Origin of the sequence: Streptomyces lycii (genome assembly GCF_009735685.1) — a bacterium.
GTDB lineage: Bacteria > Actinomycetota > Actinomycetes > Streptomycetales > Streptomycetaceae > Streptomyces > Streptomyces lycii.
The window spans coordinates 24,097-43,393 of sequence record NZ_WHPN01000312.1 but is presented as its reverse complement, the minus strand read 5'-3'; the positions used below and the strand labels follow the sequence as shown (position 1 = coordinate 43,393).

Here is a 19,297-nt window from a genome sequence, read left to right as displayed (position 1 = left end):
CCGCGCTCCCGCCGGGGCCGCGGTACGTGCCGGGGCTGTGTTGTGTTCCGGGGCCGTACTGCGTGCCGGAGCTGTGCCGCCGTCCGGGCGCGGACCGGCCTGCGGGCGGCTCCGGAACGCCCTGCCCGGAGGCCTCCCGCGGGGACCGGAGCGGGAAGGGATCCGGCGCGGCAGGTGGCGGACCGGGCGGCGGGCGGCCGGATGCCGGGCGCCCGTCCGGGGAGCCGGGCCGTTCCGGGGAGCCGGGCCGTTCCGGGGAGCCGGGCCGTTCCGGGGGCCGGGCCGTTCCGGAGGCCCGGGCTGTCCGGAGTGCCGAGCGGTGCTAGAGGAGGGCGGACAGGGCGGGCAGCCATCGTGCGGCCATCTTGTCGTCACCGGAGTCGTTCGGGTGCACCCCGTCGTAGGTGTCGGTGGCGGTGTCGAAGCCGGTCCACTGGTCGACCACCGTCACCGGCGACTGCTCCGTCGAGATGCCCTCGGCCCACTGCGGGACGAGGGCGTTGAGGTCCTCGACGCGCCGGGCGCACTCCGCGCAGCTGCTCGGGTTCATCGGGATGATCTGGGCGACGAGCACCTTCATGCCGCTGTTGCTCGCCCGCATCTGCTCCACGAGCCGGGTGTACGCGGCCAGGATGCGCTCCGGGGCGATGTTGCTCCAGACGTCGTTGGTGCCGAAGTGCATGAGCACGACGTCCGGCCGGGTGGCGGAGAGCCAGCCGGGCAGCTGGTTCTCGTCGGCGACCCGGGTGACCAGGGCCCCGCCGTGGCCCTCGTTGTCGCCGTCGTGCGCCTGGCCGCAGCCCTGCGGCCCGAGGGTGCCGACGAAGTCGATGCCGGTGTGCCCCTCGCTCTGCAACTGGTTCCACAGAACGGAGCGCCAGCAGCCCGGGGAGCCGGTGATCGAGTCACCCAGCGGCATGATGCGGGTGGCGGCGGCGTCGGTGCCGGCCGCGCCGGACGTGCTCTCCCCGGCCGGGGCGGCGGGGGAGGCCGCCGTGGCGCCGGCCGGCGGGGTGAGGAAGAGGGCGCCGGTCATGGCGGTCACGGCCAGAGCGGCCCGCAGGCGGTTTCCGGAAGGCATGGCTGTCTCTCCTGCTTCTCCGTGCGCGCCGGTGGACGGCACGGCACGGCGTGGGGGTGGTGACGGAGGAACCGCCGGGGCGTCAGAGCCCGGTGGGAGCGCTCCCATGTTTCGGCTCGGGTCGTGCCCCTGTCAATGCTCCGGGCGTACGGCGAGCGCGCGGTGCCGACCGTGTCCGCGCGGATTCGGACAACGTTGTCGGTTAACCCGTGGTAAACCACGGGAGGCTGTGAGAAGAGGGCCGGAAGAACTGTCACATAGCCGGGTGCCGCACGGGTATCCGTGGTTCATGCGTACAGGTGTGCTCGATGTGGGGTCCAATACGGCGTGTCTGCTGGTCGTGGACACCCGGGGGACGGCGATGACGCCGGTCCGCACGGTCAAGTTCCGGCTGCGGCTGGCAGAGCGGCTGGGGCCCGGACGGGAGCTGGACCGGTCGTGCGTCGCCGCCCTGGTGCGGGCCGTCGACGCCGCACTGGCCGAGGCCCACCGGTGGGGCGTCGCCACGCTGCTGGTCTACGCGACCGCGGTGGTACGGGACGCCCCGAACCGGGCGGAGGTCATCGAGGCCGTCCGGGCCCGCACCGGAGTCAAGCTGGTCGTCCTCTCCGGCGAGGTCGAGGCCGAACTCACCTTTCTCGCCGCCCGGCGGTGGGCCGGCTGGCAGGCGGGGTCGCTGGGGCTGCTCGACATCGGCGGCGGCTCGTTCGAGATGGCGTACGGCCCGGGGGAGCGGCCGGACTTCGCGGTCTCGCTCCCGCTCGGCGCCGGCCGGCTGACCCGGGAGTTCTTCGGGGCCGAGGACCCGCCGGGTCCGGCGGCGGTGCGGGCGCTGCGCTCGTACGTACGCACCGAACTGCGGGATGTGGCGGCCCGGATGCGCCGGGAGGCGCCCGACACGGTCGTGGCCACCTCGCGCACCTTCCAGCAGCTGGCCCGGCTCTGCGGTGCCGCACCGAGAAGGGACGGCCCGCTGGTGCCCCGGCGCCTGGCGCGCCCCGACCTCAAGCGGGCCCGTGACCGGCTGCTCGCGGCGCCCGCCGCGGAGCGGGCCGGCTGGCCCGGCATCTCCGCCGCCCGGGCCCGCCAGTCCGCGGCCGGGGCCGTGGTGGCGCACACGGCGATGAAGCGGGCGGGCGTACGGGAGATCCTGATCTGCCCGTGGGCGCTGCGCGAGGGCGCGCTGTTGCAGCACCTGGAGTCGGCGGCGCCTGCGGGCCCGGCCGGTGAGGAGTGCGGCGGCGCCGTCCCCGCCCCCATGGTGCTGCTCGCCCCCGTCAGACGCCGGACGTCCGGCTCCCGTTCCCGGACCGGTGCGGCCGCCTAGCCATGTTCCGCGGCGCGGTGGGCAAACGCGGGGCGGGCCCCGTTCCGGCCGGAGAATGCTTTTCGGCCATTCCGGGTACCCGCTGTTCACCGTAACGGAGCAAAGGGAGGTCCGATGGGTCGCGCGAACATCTTCGTGATCGGCATGGACGAGGAAAACCTGGACACACTGCGGCGTGTTCCGCACGCCGAGCAGTACAACCTGCACCCCCTGCTGACCATCGAAGAGCTGCAGTACGGCGAAATTCGTGTGGCCGATCTGCTCGAAAAAGCCAAGGCGCAGCTGGACGCCTTCGACGGCACCATCGACGCCGTCGTGGGCTATTGGGACTTCCCGGTGAGCACGCTGGTTCCCATATTGAGTGAGCGGTACGGGCTGCGCAGCACGAGCCTGGAATCGATCCTCAAGTGCGAGCACAAATACTGGAGCCGGCTGGTGCAGAGGGAGGTCATCGACGAGCATCCGCGCTTCGCGCTCGTGGACCTCGACGGAGAGCCCGAGCCGCCGGCCGGGCTGAATTTCCCCATGTGGCTCAAGCCGGTCAAGTCCTTCTCCTCGGAGCTGGCCTTCGGGGTCGCCGACGAGGAGGAGTTCCGGGCGGCGGTGGGCGAGATCCGCGAGGGCATCTCACGCGTCGGCAAGCCCTTCGAGTACATCCTGGACCGGGTCGACCTGCCGCCCGAGATCACGGCCGCCGGCGGCGCCGCCTGCCTGGCGGAGGAGACGCTCACCGGCGAGCAGTACGCGGTGGAGGGCTATGTGTACGACGGCGAGGTCGTGGTCTACGGAACCCTCGACTCCATCGACTACGAGAACAGCGCCTCGTTCCTGCGCCACCAGTACCCCTCCCGGCTCCCGGAGCGGGTCGTGCGCCGGCTGGAGGACGTCTCGCAGCGCGTGATGCGGCACATCGGCACCAACTGGGCCACCTTCAGCATCGAATTCTTCTACGACAAGGAAACCGACGAGGTCAATCTGCTGGAAATCAATCCGCGTCATTCGCAGTCGCACGCGGAGCTGTTCGAGAGCGTCGACGGGGTGCCCAACCATCACTGCATGTTCAGCCTCGCGCTCGGCCGCGATCCCGCGCTGCCGCGCGGAAAGGGGCCGTACCGGACGGCCGCCAAGTGGTACTACCGGCGCTTCGAGGACGGCGTGGCCCGGCGCGTTCCGACGCCCGAGGAGGTGGCCCGGCTGGAAAGTGAAATCCCCGGCGTGAAGATTGAAATCGTCCCCGAGGAGGGCCAGCGGCTCTCCGGCATGCCGGGCCAGGACAGCTACAGTTTCGAACTCGCCCACATCTTCATCGGTGCGGACAGCGAAACCGAGCTGTGTGAGAAGTACGAACGCTGTACCGACGCGCTGCACTTCGAATTCGACGCATCCGAAGGCGCCGCGCGCTGAGAGGAACGGAAGTACATGCGCTACGTGACCAGCCTGCCGTACGACGTGAAGGAAGAGGACCACGTACGGATCCCGGTCTCCGACGGGACCTGCCTCTCCGCCCGGATCTGGCGGCCGGTCTCCTCGGACGGTGATCCGGTGCCCGCGGTGCTGGAGTACATCCCGTATCGCAAGCGGGACCTCTCCTCGGTGCGGGACTCGGTCCATCACCCGTACATGGCGGGACACGGTTACGCGTGTCTGCGCGTCGATCTGCGCGGCACCGGCGAGTCCGAGGGCGTCCTGACGGACGAGTACCTCGAACAGGAGCAGAGCGACGCCGAGGACGTGCTCGCGTGGATCGCGGAGCAGCCCTGGTGCGACGGCCGCACCGGGATGATGGGCATCTCCTGGGGGGCCTTCGCGGCCCTCCAGGTGGCCGCCCGCCGGCCGCCGAGCCTGCGGGCGATCGTCATCTCGTCGTTCACCGACGACCGTTACGCCGACGACATGCACTACATGGGCGGCTGTCTGCTGTCCGACAACCTCGGCGAGGCCGGCACCATGTTCGCCTACGCCACCTGCCCGCCGGACCCCGCCCTGGTGGGCGACCGCTGGCGCGAGATGTGGCACGAGCGGCTGGAGAACAGCGGCCCGTGGGTCGCCGAATGGCTCCGCCACCAGCGGCGCGACAGCTACTGGCGGCACGCCTCGGTCTGCGAGAACTACCGGGCCGTGCAGTGCCCGGTCCTCGCCTCCAGCGGCTGGGCCGACGGCTACTCGAACGCGGTGACCCGGCTCCTGAAGCAGCTGGACGTGCCCCGCAAGGGCCTGATCGGCCCGTGGTCCCACAAGTACCCGCACCTCGGCGAGCCGGGCCCGGCCATCGGCTACCTCCAGGAGGTCGTGCGCTGGTGGGACCACTGGCTGAAGGACGCCGACAACGGCGTCATGGACGGGCCGGTGCTCCAGGCCTGGATGCAGGAGAGCGTGCCGCCCTCCACGTCGTACGAGGAGCGTCCCGGCCGCTGGGTGGGCGAGCCCGCCTGGCCGTCGCCGCATGTGCGCGAGGTGACCCGGCCGCTGGCCCGGCACCGGATCGGGGAGCCCGGGGACAGCGTCGGGGAGATCGAGATGACGCTCCAGTCGCCGCTGTCCGTGGGGCAGTTCGCGGGCAAATGGGCCTCCTACAACGCGCCGCCCGACCTTCCGTACGACCAGCGGGAGGAGGACGGCGGTTCGATGGTCTTCGACAGCGACATCCTCACCGAGCGGCTGGAGATCCTCGGCGCGCCGACGGTCGAACTGGACCTAGCGGTCAGCGAGCCCGTCGCGATGGTCGCGGCCCGGCTCTCCGACGTGGCCCCGGACGGCCGTGCCACCCGCATCACCTACGGCCTGCTCAACCTCACCCGCCAGAACGGCCGGGACGAGGAACCGGAGGAACTGGTCCCGGGCCGGCGCTACCGGGTGTCCTTCCAGCTCAACGGTGTCGCGCAGGCGTTTCCGCCCGGGCACAGGATCAGGCTGTCGCTGTCCACCTCGTACTGGCCGCTCGCCTGGCCGCCGCCGAAGCCGGTGCTGCTGAGCGTGTACACCGGAGCCAGCGGTCTGACCCTGCCCGTGCGGCCGGCCTCCGAGAGCGACGAGGTGGGCAGCCGTCCCTTCGAGGAGCCGGAGGGCACGCCACCGCTGGCCGCCACCCAGGTGCGCCCGCCGGAACAGCGCTGGACGGTGGCCCGTGACCTCATCGGCTACAACGAGTCACTGGAGATCGTGAAGGACAGCGGGACCGTCCGCTACGACGAGATCGGCCTGGACGTGAGCCGCCGCGCCTACGAGCGCTACGACTCCGTGGCCGACGACTTCACGTCCGTGCGGGGCGAGTCCACCTGGACCATGGCGTTCCGCCGGGGCGACTGGGACGTACGGACCGTCACCCACACGGTGCTGCGCTGCACCGAGACCGATTTCCTGCTGGACGCGACCCTGGACGGCTACGAGTCCGACCGGCGGGTGTTCTCGCGCACCTGGAACGAGACGATCCCGCGCGACCACATCTAGCGCGCGGGCCCGTCCCCGGGCTCCGAGCTTCCGGCAGGGACCGGGCGGCGTGGCGGCAGGCTGGGCGCGCCGGGAGGCTCACCGGCTCAGGCTGCGCGGGACGTCGCGCGCGCCGTCGCGGGCTCACGCCCCGCGGAGCCGGTCCATCTCGCGCCGGTCCCGCTTCGTGGGCCGCCCCGTGCCCCGGTCCCGGCGGGGGACGGCCGCGGCCTCCGCCGGGGCGGGCGGCGGCGGGCTCATGTCGATCAGGCACTCGGCGGCGACCGGGGCGCCCACCCGCTTGCGCACCGTGCGCGTCACCTTGACGATCCGCTCGCGCCCGGCGTGCCGCAGCCGCACCTCGTCCCCGGGCTTCACGGGATGAGCGGGCTTCACCCGGTCGCCGTTCACTCGTACGTGTCCCCCGCGGCAGGCCGCGGCCGCCGCCGAACGGGTCTTGACGAGCCGTACGGACCAGATCCAGCTGTCGACCCGTACCGTTCCCTCGCTGGTTGCCATGGACCGACTCTAAGGCCCTGAGCTGGGGACGCGGGAACTCCCGCCGCAGCCGGCGCGATCCGCCCGGGCGGTGGTGCGCCCCACCGGCGCCCCGGAGGCCATCACTCGGAAGGGTGTACGGAGTTTCCAATTCCGCAACCATGGCGTGGTAAAAGAATGTCAAAGGAAACGACTACCACGCGCCCGTGGCTGCGGGCCTCCGGAGGTATGCCGTCATGCCGTACGCCCACAGTTCTGCCCGCACCCCTCTCCCCGTGCGTCCGCGTCCCTTCCGCGGCCACCGGCGTGCGGCCCGGCGGATTTCCGGCGCCTTCGTGCTCCTCTGAGCCCAGTTCTTCGCAGCGGCACCCATGCCTCGGGACCGGACCCTCCGTCCGGCCCTGAGATGACCCCTGCCGTGCCGCGCTCTCTCCTGCCCGACACCCCCCATGCGTGAGGACTCGATGACCCCTGCCCTCGAACCGTCCACCCTGCGCGCCGACTTCTCCGCGTCGCTGGTCGTCTTCCTCGTGGCGCTGCCCCTGTGCGTCGGCATCGCCGTCGCCTCGGGCGTCCCCGCGGAGGTCGGTCTGGTCACCGGGATCGTCGGCGGCATCGTCGTCGGCGCGCTGCCCGGCAGCACCTTCCAGGTCAGCGGCCCCGCCGCCGGCCTCACCGTGCTCGTCTTCGAGGCCGTCCAGGCCCACGGGACGGGCGCCCTCGGAGCGATCGTCCTCGCCTCCGGGCTGGCCCAACTGCTGCTCGGTGTGCTGCGGATGGGCCGCTGGTTCCGGGCCATCTCGGTCGCGGTCGTACAGGGCATGCTCGCGGGGATCGGGCTGGTCCTCGTCCTCGGCCAGCTCTACACCCTGACGGACGCGACGGCACCGGGCAGCGGACCGGCCAAGATCACCGGGCTGCCCGGACTGGTGGCGGACACCCTCGCGTCCCCGCAGGCCCTGTCGGCCACCGCGCTGGGCGCCGGGACGATCGCCGTGCTCGTCCTCTGGAAGCGGCTGCCGGGGCGGGTCCCCGCGGCCGTGCCCGCGCCGCTGGCCGCGGTGGCGCTGGCCACCGGTGCGACCGCCGCCTTCGGACTGCCGGTCGACACGGTCGGCGTGCAGGGGCTGCTGGACTCCGTGAACCTGCCCGGCGTCTCGGACCTGGCCGCGCTCGGCGACATCGCGATGCTGGGCACCGTCCTCGCGTTCACCCTCATCGCCTCGGCCGAGAGCCTCTTCAGCGCCGCCGCGGTGGACCGCATGCACGACGGCCCGCGGACCCGGTTCGACAAGGAGCTGATGGCCCAGGGCACCGGGAACACGGTCTGCGGGCTGCTCGGCGCGCTGCCGATGACCGCGGTCATCGTGCGCAGCGCCGCCAATGTCCGGGCGGGTGCCCGTACCCGTGCCGCCCGTGTGCTGCACGGCGTGTGGCTCCTGCTGTTCGCGGCCTTCCTGCCCGCGGCGCTCGGCCTCATCCCCGTGGCCGCGCTCGCCGGCGTCCTCGTGCACGCGGGCTGCAAACTGGTCCCGGGGCGCGAACTGGTCTCCCTCTGGCGGGAACACCGCGGCGAGGCGGTCGTCCTCGGGGTGACCGCGGTCGCCGTCGTCGCCACCAACCTCTTCGAAGGCGTGCTGCTCGGGCTGCTGATGGCGGTGATCAAGACGGCCTGGGAGACCTCGCACATCCACACGGACGTCGAGGAGTGCCACGGACGCGTCCGGGTGCGGCTGACCGGCAACGCGACCTTCCTGCGGCTCCCGCGGATCCTCGACACGCTGGAGGCGCTGCCCCAGGACCGGCCCGTCGACCTGGACCTGTCCGGGCTGCGCCACCTGGACCACGCCTGCCGTACGGCCCTGACGAACTGGGCCGCCCGGCACGCCGGGGCCGGGACGGAACCGGTCCGCACCCACGAGCCCGCCGACAGCGCCTCCTGAGGAAGGCGTTCCCGCGGGGCGCCTCGGACGGAGTGAGGGCCGCCGGTTTCCGTTCACCGGCGGCCCGGAGGCGGTGGTTGCTAGTCTCGCCGCGTCATCTTCCCGAGCCGACCCCGAGGGGAAATCATGCGGAGACCGCGTCGATTAGTCCTGCCCGTGCTCGCCACCACCGCGTTCGCCGCCACGGCGTTCGCCGTCCCGGCCACGGCGGCCGCAGCCGTACCCGCCGCAACCGCCGCGCCGGAAGCCTCGCTGATGCTGACGATCGTCCCGGACGAACTCAGTGAGACGCAGCCCGTCACCACCGTCACGCTCGAGTGCGGCCCCGCGGGCGGGTCCCATCCCGCCGCCGCGGACGCCTGCAAGCTGCTGGCCGCTGTCGACGGCGATTTCACCAAGATCGAGCCCGCTCACGCGGCCTGCCCCGAGTACTACGCGCCGGTGACCGTCGTCGCGACCGGGAACTGGGGTGACCGCGGTATCGCCGTGAGCGCCCGCTACACCAACCGGGACTGTGCGGCGGTCGGCACCGACGGGGTCTTCGCCTTCTGACCGCGCGGCGGCCCGCCCGGTGCGACGGGGGATGCACACCGGACGGGCCGTGCCGCCGATCTTGCCGCAACCGGCGCGCGAACGCCAGCAGCCACGACACAACGGCCGACCCCGCACTCTTGACGGCCCGCGCCGGAGCCCCCCCGCGGAGGTCCGCCCGCCCGCGGCCCGGCGGAGCGCCGGCCGGAGCCGCTCAGCCCTTGGAGCGGCGCACCCGGCGGCGGATGGCGGGACCGAGCCGCACCAGGGCCCGCTTCTCGATGCCGGACACCCGCTTCTGCAGCGCGTCGAGCTGCTTGCGGACGGCGGCGTTCTGCTCCTCGGCCGCCTTCAGCCGCTGCTGCAGTTCCTTGTTCTTCCCGGTCAGCGCGGCGACGCGCCGGTCCGAGGCGGTACGGGTCTCCCGGATCTGCTCACGCAGCCGGCTGAAGCGGTACCGCAGCGCGCCGTCGTCGGAACCGTCCCACCGGGCGAGCGACGGCGGCAGGTCCAGCCCGGCGACGCGGGCCTCGAACGCCGCTCCGCCGTCGCCGTGCTGGAAGGTGTTCTCCAGGGAGTTCCTGTCGAGGAAGGCCGTCAGCCGCCCGAAGCGCTCCTTGTGGCCGTCGAGCAGCCCGGAGAAGTCGGCCTGCTCGTACAGCTCCTCGGGCCGGATGTCCGTACCGAGTCCGCTGAGCATCCGGTGCGGGATGCCGAAGTAGCGGCACAGTTCCAGCGTCCGTGAGTCGTGGACGAGGACGACCGCCGGGGTGCCCGCGAGCAGGGCGGCGATGTTCCCGTGGATCCGGGTGCCGTAGGCGAAGTCGTAGGAGCGCAGCTCCTCGATCCAGGTGGCCGGGTCCAGCGGGACCCGCACCCGGTCCGCCCGCAGCAGCGGGTGCGTGAGCCGGTGCGGGAAGTCCTCGTGCGACCCGGCGGCTTCGGAGGTGTCACCCCAGAACAGCGTCTCGGCGTCCCGGAGGTTCTGCGCGTAGTACATCAGTTCCGGGAAACGTTCCTGCGCGAGCCGGGCCATGCCGGTGATGTCGCCGACCGGCATCGCGTCCGGCGAGAGGTTGATCGCGATCCGCGAGCGGTCCGTGAACGGCGCCGGGCGCCGCGGCTCGGGGAAGGTCTCGCCGTACAGGAACATCGAGGGGCAGCCGATGATGTCGACGTCGGCGAACCCGAGGCCCTTGAGATAGTCCGCGGTGAGTTCGCCGCGGACCCCGATGGACGCGGACCGGTCGAGAACGGCCGCGGCGAAACGCTTCACCGAGTCCTCCATCGGGCGCAGCCGCTCGGTGTCGTAGTCCTCGCCCACCTGTGCACCCACGCCCATCACCACCACCGGGATGGTCAGCTGCTCGATCAGCGTCGACAGCCGGTCCAGCGAGGCGCGGAACGAGGGCCGGAAGGCATTGGCGAGCGGCACCACGAAGGTGTCGTACTCCTCGTTGATCTGCCGGGCCCGCTCGGCGGAGCAGTCCGTCCTGATGCCGTTGGACGTGACCTCGGTCCCGTCGGTCAGAAGCAGCTTGTGGGCGGCGTCGCTGAAGAGCAGGTTCCCGGAGTTGGTGCCGATGAGGTCCTGGTGGATGAACTCCTCGGGCGTGGCGACGCGGAACGGGCTCTTGCCGGAGCGTATGAGTATGCGCTTCATGGCCTTCTTCTGTGAACTCTGGGCAAAGCGACAGGGGAGTACGGAAGGCGGACGCACCACGTGCTCGGTGACTTCAGGCGATTCCGTGCGAGCACGATACCCGACCCCAAAAAGGATAAATGCGCGGACCGGGGGAGAGGCGGACGGGCGCTCGGCGCCGCGGGGCAACGGCACTTCACCGCGGGCGGTCCGGGCCGCGGCGCGGTCCGTGCAGGCCGGCTCGGCCCATCCGCCGGGTGAAGAGCCGCCGCCGGGAGGTGCCGGACCGGGCGCCGCGGGTACCGCTGTCGGACCTGGCATCCGGTTCGAGATCCACGAGGTGGTACGGCATGACGAACGGCAACGACCACGACAACGACGGCGACCGGTGCCGGAACGGCCCGCTGGCGCGGCACCGCAGGCCGGAGGGGGCCGGTGACGCGGCGGTGGCCGCGGCCGGGAAGTTCTCCGAGGCGCTGGAGACCACCGAGCGGGCACGCGGGCACCTCTACACGTTCCACCAGTTGACGGGAACCGCGGACCTCGCGCTGGACGAGGTGCTCGGCCTGCTGCGGAGCGCGGGCCGGGACGACCTGGCCGAGGAGGTGCGCCGGGAGCTGCTGGGCCGGAACGTGCTGCCGGGCCGCTGGACGTTCCAGATCGTCGAGGAGTACGACGAGGGGTACCACCGGGTCTTCCGCGAGCTGGAGCAGCGTGTCCGGGACGAGCTGACGGCGGGCCGCACCCATGTCCTCGAGGCCGAGATGAAGGAACGCCGCCGCACCCGGGGCGAGCCCGGCCACGGCGCGGTGCCCGGCGACGGGGAATAGGCACCCGCAGGCACAACCGTTCGGACGGGGCCGCTCGGGCACGGCTGCTCGGGCGGGTCCGTTCGGATACGGCCGTTCGGGCAGGGCGCGGGCACAGCCGTACGGGCACGGGCTCCGCCGCGGGACGCGCACGCACGGGCCCCGAGGCATGCGCGCTCCCGTACGGACTCTCTTGCGCGGCCCGGATGCACAGCTCTCCCGTACGGACTCCCGGCGCGGCCTCGGCAGGCACGGCTCCTTCGGCGGGGGCCCGCGGACGCGCCCCGCCGGTACGGCCCTCAGCCGCGGGACCGCTCCTCGCGTGCCGCGGCCGCGATGTTGCGGGCCATGCCGCCGAACACGAGGGCGTGGAACGGTGCCACGGCCCACCAGTAGGCGTGCCCGGCGAGGCCGTGCGGATGGAACAGTGCCCGCTGCCGGTAGACGGTCCGCCCGGCCTCGTCCCGCCCCGCCGTCAGCTCCAGCCAGGCCAGACCGGGCAGCCGCATCTCCGCACGGAGCCGCAGCAGCCGCCCCCGTTCGATCTCCTCGACCCGCCAGAAGTCGAGGGAGTCACCGGCCCGCAGCCGCCGGGCGTCCCGTCTGCCGCGGTGCAGCCCCACCCCGCCGAGGAGCCGGTCAAGCCGGCCCCGTACCGACCAGGCGAGCGGCGAGGAGTACCAGCCGTGCTCGCCGCCGATCCCCTCGATCACCCGCCACAGGGCCTCCGGGGAGGCGTCCACGACCTGTTCGCGCCGGTCGGTGTAGAGGCTGCCGCCCGCCCAGTCCGGGTCCGTGGGCAGTGGGTCGCTGGGGGCTCCGGGCACGGACGCCCCCGACCAGCGGGTCGCGACGTCGGCCTGCCGGATCCGGCGGAGCGCGAGTTCCACTGCGCGGTCGAAACCGGTGAGCCCCTCCGGCGGATCGGGGATCCAGCGGGCGATGTCGTGTTCGCGGCAGACGACCTCGTGGCGCAGGGACTCGGCCAGCGGCCGGGCGATGGCGGCGGGCACCGGCGTGACGAGCCCGATCCAGTGGCTCGACAGGGCCGGGGTCAGCACCGGAACGGGCACCACGACCCGCCGCCGCAGCCCGGCGACCAGCGCGTAACGCCGCATCATCCCGCGGTACGTCAGCACGTCGGGCCCGCCGATGTCGAAGGTCCGGCTGACCGTGGCGGGCAGCCGAGCGCACTCCCGCAGATACCGCAGCACGTCGCGCACGGCGACGGGCTGCACGGGCGTGCGCAGCCAGCTCGGCGTGACCATCACGGGCAGCCGCTCGGTGAGGTGCCGCAGCATCTCGAACGACGCGGACCCCGAGCCGATGACCACCGCGGCCCGCAGCACGGCCGTCGGGACACCGCAGTCCAGCAGGATCCGGCCGACCTCGGCCCGGGACCGCAGATGCGGCGAGAGCTCCCGTTCCGGCACGCCGGCCGGTGTCAGCCCGCCCATGTAGACGATCCGGCCGACGCCGGCCTCGCGCGCGGCGGCGGCGAAGAGGCGGGCCGCCCGCCGGTCGGTCTCCTCGAAGTCCCGGCCCGTTCCCAGGGCATGGACCAGGTAGTAGGCCACGTCGACGCCGGCCAGCGCGGGCCGCAGCGACCCGGCGTCGAGGACATCACCCCGTACGGTCTCGGCGTCCGCGGCCCAGGGATGGTCGCGCAGCTTGCCGGGCGTCCGGGCGAGGCAGCGCACCCGGTGCCCCGCGGCGAGCAGTTCCGGTACGAGACGTCCGCCGATGTAACCGGTCGCCCCGGTCACCAGGCAGCGCAACGGGGGTGTGCCGGCGTCGGTGGCCATGGGTGTCGCTCTCCTCTCCGGGGAAGGCCCGGCACGCCTGCCGCCCGGGCGGTCCCGGCCGGTGGTCCTGGGCTGCCCCGGGCGGTCCCGGCCGGTGGTCCTGGGCTGCCCCGGGCGGTCCCGGGCGGTCCCGGGCGGTCCCGGGCGGGGTGGCGGTGTGGTGTGGCGGTGTGCCGTGTGTGGCGGTGTGGAACGGCTCCGGGTCCGGGCACAGCCTGCCGTGCCACGCCCGCCGTACGGCCCGCGCCACGCCACCGGCCGGCGTGGCGCGGGCCGGTGACCCCCGTCTGCCGCCTCTGACGTGCGGCTCCGCCGCAGGACACGCAGGATGGCGACCGTGAGGAGGCGGTGTCCCCATGGCCGAGCGCAGCAGACCCCGCAAGGGCGACCGGGTCGCCTGGAAGAGCCACGGCAGCGAGGCCGTCGGCGAGGTGGAGGAGGAGATCACCGAACGCACCGAGGCGGCCGGGCGGACCGTGGACGCCTCGCCCGGCGAACCGCAGTACCAGGTGCGCAGCGAGAAGTCCGGCCGGGCCGCCGTGCACAAGCCCGAGGCGCTCCGCCCCGAGGGCGGCGGGAAGCCCGAGCGCGACGAGCGGCCCGGGCGGGGCGGGACGTCCCGGCGGAACAAGAAGAAGGACTGACCGCGTGGACACCGAGGAACAGCACGCGACCCGGCAGGAGTTCCACCGCCTGGTGAACCTCACCCCGGCCGCCCTGGAGAAGTGGCTCGCCACGGACGCCTCGCGCGAGGCCGGCCTGCACCCGGACGGCGGTGAGTCGGTCGGTCACGCCTCCGGGCGCCGCATCGTCGAACTGCTGCGCACCAAGAAGGCCGACCTCTCCGACAGCGACTACGAGCACATGCGCAAGGTCGTCGGCTACATCCACCGGCACCTCGCGCAGCGCCCCTCGGGGAACACCGAGGATTCCCGGTGGCGGCACTCCCTCATGAACTGGGGGCACGACCCGCTCGAACGGTGAAGCGCGAACGCCCACCGCGCCCCGGCGGCACGGACGGGCCACGGGCCGGACAGTGCCCGCCGGGTTTGCGCGCACCGGGCCGGGGAACCCCGGCACGTCCCCGCGTCTCCACATCCCCCGTACCGCTGCCCCGGGTTCACGAGGGTGTGACCGCCGACTTCCGCCGGACAGAAGGAGCCGCATGCGCCACCTGCCGTCCACCGGCGCGCCGGGACCGGCCGGGAGCCGCGACCGCCGCACGCCCGTACGCACCGCCGGCCGCCCACCGCGCGCACCGGATCCCGCCGCCACAGAGCGCGCACCGGGGTTCGCCGCCCACGAGGCCGCGACGGAGCCCGCCGACCACGAGCGCGCGCCGGAGTCCGCCGCCGACGAGGACCTGACGGCCGCGGTGGAGCACACCCTCACGCGGTACCTCGGGGAGCGCCGCGCGGAGGCCGCGCGCAGCAGTGACCGGTTCGCCGCGGATGTCGTCGAACCGTTCTGCCGCTTCGTGCTCGGCGGCGGCAAGCGGCTGCGCCCCGCGTTCGTCTGGTGGGGCTGGCGCGCGGCGGGCGGGCGTCCCGGCGACGCAGGCCGGGTGCGGGCGGTGCTGCGCGCCGCCGCCGCCGTGGAACTCCTCCAGGCCTCCGCCCTCGTCCACGACGACCTCATGGACGGCTCCGCACTCCGGCGCAACGAGCCCGCCGCGCACGTCCGCCTCGCGGCCCGGCACCGGGCGGCGGGACTCCGCGGAAACGCCGAGACCTTCGGGCTGCACACGGCCGTCCTCACCGGAGACCTGGCGCTGGCCTGGGCCGACGACCTGTGGGAGTCGGCCCCCGCCCAGGGGGAGACCGGTTCGCGGGCCCGCGAGGTGTGGCACGCCATGCGCACCGAGATGGTCGCGGGCCAGTACCTCGACCTCTACCACCAGGCCGAGGAGAACGACTCGGCCGCCGCGGCCCTGCGCGTGGCCCGCCTCAAGAGCGCCCTCTACACGGTCGAGCGCCCCCTGCACCTGGGGGCCGCCCTCGCCGGGGGAAGCGGCCCGGCGACCGCCGCGCTGCGCCGGGCCGGGGGCCGCATCGGGCTGGCCTTCCAGCTCCGCGACGATCTGCTGAGCGTCTTCGGCTCCCAGGCCGACACCGGCAAACCGGCCGGCGACGACCTGCGCGAGGGGAAACGTACGTATCTCATGGCGGTCGCGCTGCGGCGGGCCCGGGCCCAGGGCCGTGCGGACGCCGAGCGGCAGCTGCGGGACGTGCTGCGCGCACCCGGGCTCACCCCGGCCGGCCTCGCCCGCATCCGGGTGGTGCTGGCGGACCTCGGCGCCGCGGCGCAGGTCGAGCGGCAGATCGAACGCCTCGTCCACTCGGCCGCCGAGACCCTGCGCCGGGCACCGCTCGCCCCGGTCGCGGTGCACCGCCTGACGGCCCTGGCGGACGGCATCACGGCCGGGGCGTGCCCGGAGCCGGAACCGCCGCCCGGGCGGCCGGCGCGGCTGGGCGGAGGAGTCCGGTGAGCGGAATGCGGAGCGGAACCCGCGGCGGCATGCGGACGCTCTCCGGGCCCACCGACCATGTCGTGGTCGTCGGCGCCGGTCTCTCCGGCCTGTCCGCCGCCCTCCACCTCCTCGGAGCGGGACGGCAGGTCACCGTCGTGGAGCGCGGCCCCGTGCCGGGCGGCCGGGCGGGCCGCGCCGAGCTGCGCGGGTACACCCTCGACACCGGCCCCACCGTGCTCACCATGCCCGGACTCGTCGACGAGGCCCTGGCCGCCGTCGGCGAGCGGCTCGCCGACCGGGTGGACCTGATGGACCTGCACCCCGCATACCACGCCCGGTTCGCCGACGGCAGCCGTCTCGACGTGCACACCCGCCCGGACGCCATGGAGGACGCGGTGCACCGGCTCGCCGGACCCGCCGAAGCAGCCGGCTACCGCAGGCTCCGGCGCTGGCTGGAGGACCTGTACCGGGTGCAGATGCGCACCTTCATCGACGCCAACTTCGACTCACCGCTCGGGCTGCTCACGGCCGACCTGGCCCGACTCGCCGCGCTCGGCGGCTTCCGCGGCTGGGACGGCCGCATCGCCCGCTTTCTGTCCGACGAACGGCTCCGTCGCGTCTTCTCCTTCCAGGCCCTCTACGCCGGAGTCGCTCCCGCCCGCGCACTCGCCGCGTACGCCGTCATCGCCTACATGGACACCGTCGCCGGCGTGCACTTCCCGCGCGGCGGCATGCACGCCGTCCCCCGCGCCATGGCCGAGGCCGCCCGCCGCGCGGGAGCCGTCTTCCACTACGACACCGAGGTGACCGCGCTCGAACGCTCCCCGGGCGGCAGCCGCGTCACCGCCGTACGGGCCGGCGACCGGCGCATCGGCTGCGACGCCCTCGTCCTCAGCTGTGAACTGCCCACCGCGCGCCGGCTGCTCGGCCGGGCACCCCGGCGGCCGCTGCCGCTCCGGTACGCGCCGTCGGCCGTGGTCCTGCACGCCGGCACCCGCCGCGGCTGGGACCTGGGCCACCACACCCTGTCCTTCGGAGCCGCCTGGGGCCGCACCTTCCGCGAACTCACCCGCACCGGACACCTGATGAGCGACCCGTCGCTCCTCATCACCAGTCCCACCGCGAGCGACCCGGCCCTCGCGCCCGACGGCCGCCATCTGCACTACGTCCTCGCCCCCTGTCCGAACCTCCACACCGGCCCCCGGGACTGGCGCGCGCTGGCGCCCCGCTACCGCGACCACCTCGTCGCGGAGCTGGAGCGCCGGGGCCTGGACGGCTTCGGGGCCGCCGTCGAGAGCGAACACCTCGTCACCCCGGCGGACTGGGCGGACCAGGGCCACGCCGCCGGCACACCCTTCTCCGTCGCCCACACCTTCGCCCAGACCGGCCCCTTCCGGCCCCGGAACCTCCCGCCCGGCTGTGACAACGTGGTCCTCGCCGGATGCGGTACCACCCCCGGCGTCGGCGTCCCCACAGTGATCATCTCCGGCAAGCTGGCCGCGGCCCGGGTCACCGGCATCCACCTCCGGCCGGCCCCCCGCCCGGCGCCACACGCGGCGGCCACCGGGACCGCCGGGGCTGCCGGGACTGCCAGGGCTGTCGGGGCCGTTGGGGCTGTTGGGACTACCGGGACCACCGGGACCACCGGGACTGTCCGGACCTCCGGGACCGCCGGGACTCAAGGTGCCCGGCCGTGACGGCCCGCGAACTCGACGCCGCCGGCGTCCACGAACCCGGACTCCGCGCCGCCTACCAGCGCTGCCGGGAACTCAACGCCCGCCACGGCAAGACGTACTTCCTCGCCACCCGGCTGCTGACCGCGCCGCAACGCCCGGCCGTGCACGCCCTCTACGGATTCGCCCGCTGGGCCGACGACATCGTCGACGACACCGACTCCCGGCTCACGCCCGGTCAGCGCGACCGCGCCCTCACCGAACTCGACGCCCAGCTGCGGTCGGCGCTCCGCCACGGCCACGGCGGCCACCCCGTGATCACGGCCCTCGCCGACACCGCGCGCCGCTACCGCATCGACCCCCGCCACTTCACCGACTTCATGCGGTCCATGCGGATGGACCTGCACATCACCGGCTACCGCAGCCTCGAGGACCTGCACACGTACATGCACGGCTCGGCCGCCGTCATCGGCCTCCAGGTACTGCCGGTGCTCGGCACCGTCGTACCGCGCGCCGAGGCCGCCCCGCACGCCGCGTCCCTGGGCATCGCCTTCCAGCTCACCAACTTCCTCCGCGACGTCGGCGAGGACCTCGACCGCGGCCGCGTCTATCTGCCCGGCGACCGGCTCGCCGCCCACGGCGTCGACCGGGGCCTGCTGCGCTGGTGCCGCCGCACCGGCCGCGACGACCCCCGCGTCCGGGCGGCGGTCGGCGAACTGTGCGCCGTCACCCGCGGCATCTACCGGCACGCCGCGGCCGGAATCCCCATGCTGCACCCCGTGTCCCGGCCCTGCGTCCGGACCGCTTACGTCCTCTACCAGGGCATTCTCGACGAGATCGAAGCCGCCGACGGCGCCGTCCTGCACCGGCGCGCCGTCGTGCCCCGCCGCCGCAGGACCGCGGTCCTGCTCCGCGGTCTGACCGCCATCGCCGTCTCACGCGGCCGGCACGCCGCCCCCGGCCGGACCGCGGGAAAGGAGCCCGTCCGGTGAGGAAACGCAGCGCACCGTGGCGCAGCCCGTTCCGGTTCCAGCCCGGCGTGCCCTGGGCCCGCCAGCACCCCACCTGGCGCGCCGCCCGCCCCGCCGTCATCGCCGCGGCCGTGCGGCGCGCCACGGCACGCCCCTCCGGCAACTGGTACGTGCTCGGCGCGAGCGCCGACATCCGCCCGGGCCGCCCCTTCGGACGCACGGTCGCCGGGACCGAGGTCGTCGCCTGGCGCGGCCGGGCCGGGCGGCTGCTGTGCGGGCCCGGCGCCTGTCCGCACCTCGGCGCGCCCCTCTGCCAAAGCCCGGTCGTCGGCGGAAAGCTGCTCTGCCACTGGCACGGGCTGGCCCTGGGCGGGGACGGCTTCCCCGGCTGGACCCCGTATCCGGCGTACGACGACGGCGTGCTGGCCTGGGTGCGCCTCGACGCGGCGGGCGGCGGTGAACCGCTGCCCCGGCCGGTGCTGCCCTCCCGGCCCTCCCCGGACTCCTCCGTCACCGCCGTCACCACGGCCGTCGGCACCTGCGAACCCGAGGACGTCCTCGCCAACCGGCTCGACCCCTGGCACGGAACGTGGTTCCACCCCTACGCCTTCACCCGGCTCAGCGTCCTGGAGGAACCGTCGTCCGAGGGGGAGGAGGACCGCTTCCTCGTCGACGTCGCCTACCGCCTGGGCCGCGCCTCCGTGCCCGTCCGGGCGGTGTTCACCGCACCCGAGCCCCGTACCGTCGTCATGCGGATCGTCGAGGGCGAGGGCACCTCCTCCGTGGTGGAGACCCATGCCACGCCGCTCGGTTCCGACCCGTACGGCCGCCCGCGGACCGCGGTCGTCGAAGCGGTGATCGCCACCTCGGACCGCTCCGGCTTCGCGGTCGCGCGCCGTGCGGCGCCGCTGCTGCGCCCGCTGATCCGGCATGTGGCGGCCAGACTGTGGCGGGACGACCTGGCCTATGCGGAACGCCGCCGCCAGCTGCTGCGGGAGGGACGCTTTCCCGGGTGACGGGGTGACGGGGTGACGGGGTGACGGGGTGACGGGGTGGCGGGGTGACGGGGTGGCGGGGTGCACGGTTGACCGTCCGACCGTCCGACCGCCCGACCGGCTGCA

At 73.9% G+C, this 19,297-nt stretch carries 15 protein-coding genes and 1 pseudogene; 12 read left to right on the top strand and 4 right to left on the bottom strand.

Going from position 1 to position 19,297, the window contains the following annotated elements:
- Window positions 1-325 precede the first annotated feature (325 nt).
- A pseudogene (locus GCU69_RS19090) lies at window positions 326-1,036 on the bottom strand (SGNH/GDSL hydrolase family protein); the annotation flags it as partial.
- A 334-nt stretch (window positions 1,037-1,370) separates the two neighbouring features.
- On the opposite strand from GCU69_RS19090, the gene GCU69_RS19085 reads away from it, so the two are divergent.
- The 3 genes from GCU69_RS19085 to GCU69_RS19075 all read left to right on the top strand — a co-directional run bounded on the left by GCU69_RS19085 (window position 1,371) and on the right by GCU69_RS19075 (window position 5,855).
- Entirely contained in the window at window positions 1,371-2,408 is a 1,038-nt protein-coding gene (locus GCU69_RS19085; protein ID WP_156206701.1) for a Ppx/GppA phosphatase family protein, read from the top strand.
- Between the two features lie 114 nt (window positions 2,409-2,522).
- Complete coding sequence (locus GCU69_RS19080) at window positions 2,523-3,812, top strand: ATP-grasp domain-containing protein (RefSeq protein ID WP_098750097.1); 1,290 nt, start codon at window positions 2,523-2,525, stop codon at window positions 3,810-3,812.
- A 15-nt stretch (window positions 3,813-3,827) separates the two neighbouring features.
- Window positions 3,828-5,855 carry a CocE/NonD family hydrolase gene (locus GCU69_RS19075; protein WP_098750098.1) on the top strand — a complete coding sequence of 676 codons (2,028 nt, stop codon included), beginning with the start codon at window positions 3,828-3,830 and terminating at the stop codon, window positions 5,853-5,855.
- A 123-nt stretch (window positions 5,856-5,978) separates the two neighbouring features.
- Here the strand turns inward: GCU69_RS19075 and GCU69_RS19070 are convergent, their stop codons facing one another.
- Window positions 5,979-6,353 (bottom strand): RNA-binding S4 domain-containing protein, encoded by a 375-nt coding sequence (locus GCU69_RS19070; protein ID WP_098750099.1) that lies wholly within the window; start codon window positions 6,351-6,353, stop codon window positions 5,979-5,981.
- Window positions 6,354-6,781: 428 nt separating this feature from the next.
- Here GCU69_RS19070 and GCU69_RS19065 point away from each other — a divergent pair, with 428 nt between their 5' ends.
- Together GCU69_RS19065 and GCU69_RS19060 are read left to right on the top strand one after the other, a co-directional pair.
- Complete coding sequence (locus tag GCU69_RS19065; RefSeq protein WP_235978565.1) at window positions 6,782-8,275, top strand: SulP family inorganic anion transporter; 1,494 nt, start codon at window positions 6,782-6,784, stop codon at window positions 8,273-8,275.
- 126 nt (window positions 8,276-8,401) lie between these two features.
- Entirely contained in the window at window positions 8,402-8,827 is a 426-nt protein-coding gene (locus tag GCU69_RS19060; protein WP_156206700.1) for an SSI family serine proteinase inhibitor, read from the top strand.
- 193 nt (window positions 8,828-9,020) lie between these two features.
- Here GCU69_RS19060 and GCU69_RS19055 read toward each other — a convergent pair whose 3' ends face one another.
- Window positions 9,021-10,469, bottom strand: a complete 1,449-nt coding sequence (locus GCU69_RS19055; protein WP_098750102.1) for a polysaccharide pyruvyl transferase family protein — start codon at window positions 10,467-10,469, stop codon at window positions 9,021-9,023.
- A gap of 329 nt (window positions 10,470-10,798) precedes the next feature.
- On the opposite strand from GCU69_RS19055, the gene GCU69_RS19050 reads away from it, so the two are divergent.
- A complete protein-coding gene (locus tag GCU69_RS19050) occupies window positions 10,799-11,278 on the top strand; it encodes a hypothetical protein (RefSeq protein WP_156206699.1) in 480 nt (159 codons plus the stop codon).
- A gap of 278 nt (window positions 11,279-11,556) precedes the next feature.
- Here the strand turns inward: GCU69_RS19050 and GCU69_RS19045 are convergent, their stop codons facing one another.
- Complete coding sequence (locus tag GCU69_RS19045) at window positions 11,557-13,062, bottom strand: SDR family oxidoreductase (protein WP_098750104.1); 1,506 nt, start codon at window positions 13,060-13,062, stop codon at window positions 11,557-11,559.
- A gap of 356 nt (window positions 13,063-13,418) precedes the next feature.
- Between GCU69_RS19045 and GCU69_RS19040 the strand changes: the two genes are divergently transcribed.
- The 6 genes from GCU69_RS19040 to GCU69_RS19015 all read left to right on the top strand — a co-directional run bounded on the left by GCU69_RS19040 (window position 13,419) and on the right by GCU69_RS19015 (window position 19,192).
- Window positions 13,419-13,706 carry a hypervirulence associated TUDOR domain-containing protein gene (locus GCU69_RS19040; protein ID WP_098750105.1) on the top strand — a complete coding sequence of 96 codons (288 nt, stop codon included), beginning with the start codon at window positions 13,419-13,421 and terminating at the stop codon, window positions 13,704-13,706.
- Window positions 13,707-13,710: 4 nt separating this feature from the next.
- The gene (locus GCU69_RS19035) at window positions 13,711-14,046 is read left to right on the top strand and encodes a DUF3140 domain-containing protein (protein WP_098750106.1); all 336 of its coding nucleotides are present in this window, start codon (window positions 13,711-13,713) and stop codon (window positions 14,044-14,046) included.
- Between the two features lie 181 nt (window positions 14,047-14,227).
- Window positions 14,228-15,550, top strand: a complete 1,323-nt coding sequence (locus GCU69_RS19030) for a polyprenyl synthetase family protein (RefSeq protein WP_098750107.1) — start codon at window positions 14,228-14,230, stop codon at window positions 15,548-15,550.
- 29 nt (window positions 15,551-15,579) lie between these two features.
- Window positions 15,580-17,229, top strand: coding sequence for a phytoene desaturase family protein (gene crtI / locus GCU69_RS19025; protein ID WP_156206704.1), 1,650 nt, complete (start codon window positions 15,580-15,582; stop codon window positions 17,227-17,229).
- On the top strand, window positions 17,226-18,197 hold the full coding sequence (locus GCU69_RS19020; protein WP_098750108.1) for a phytoene/squalene synthase family protein: 972 nt from the start codon (window positions 17,226-17,228) through the stop codon (window positions 18,195-18,197). Before crtI ends, GCU69_RS19020 begins: the two co-directional genes overlap by 4 nt.
- Window positions 18,194-19,192, top strand: coding sequence for a DUF5914 domain-containing protein (locus tag GCU69_RS19015; RefSeq protein ID WP_235978564.1), 999 nt, complete (start codon window positions 18,194-18,196; stop codon window positions 19,190-19,192). The genes GCU69_RS19020 and GCU69_RS19015 overlap by 4 nt, the downstream gene beginning before the upstream one ends.
- The last annotated feature ends 105 nt before the right edge of the window (window positions 19,193-19,297 follow it).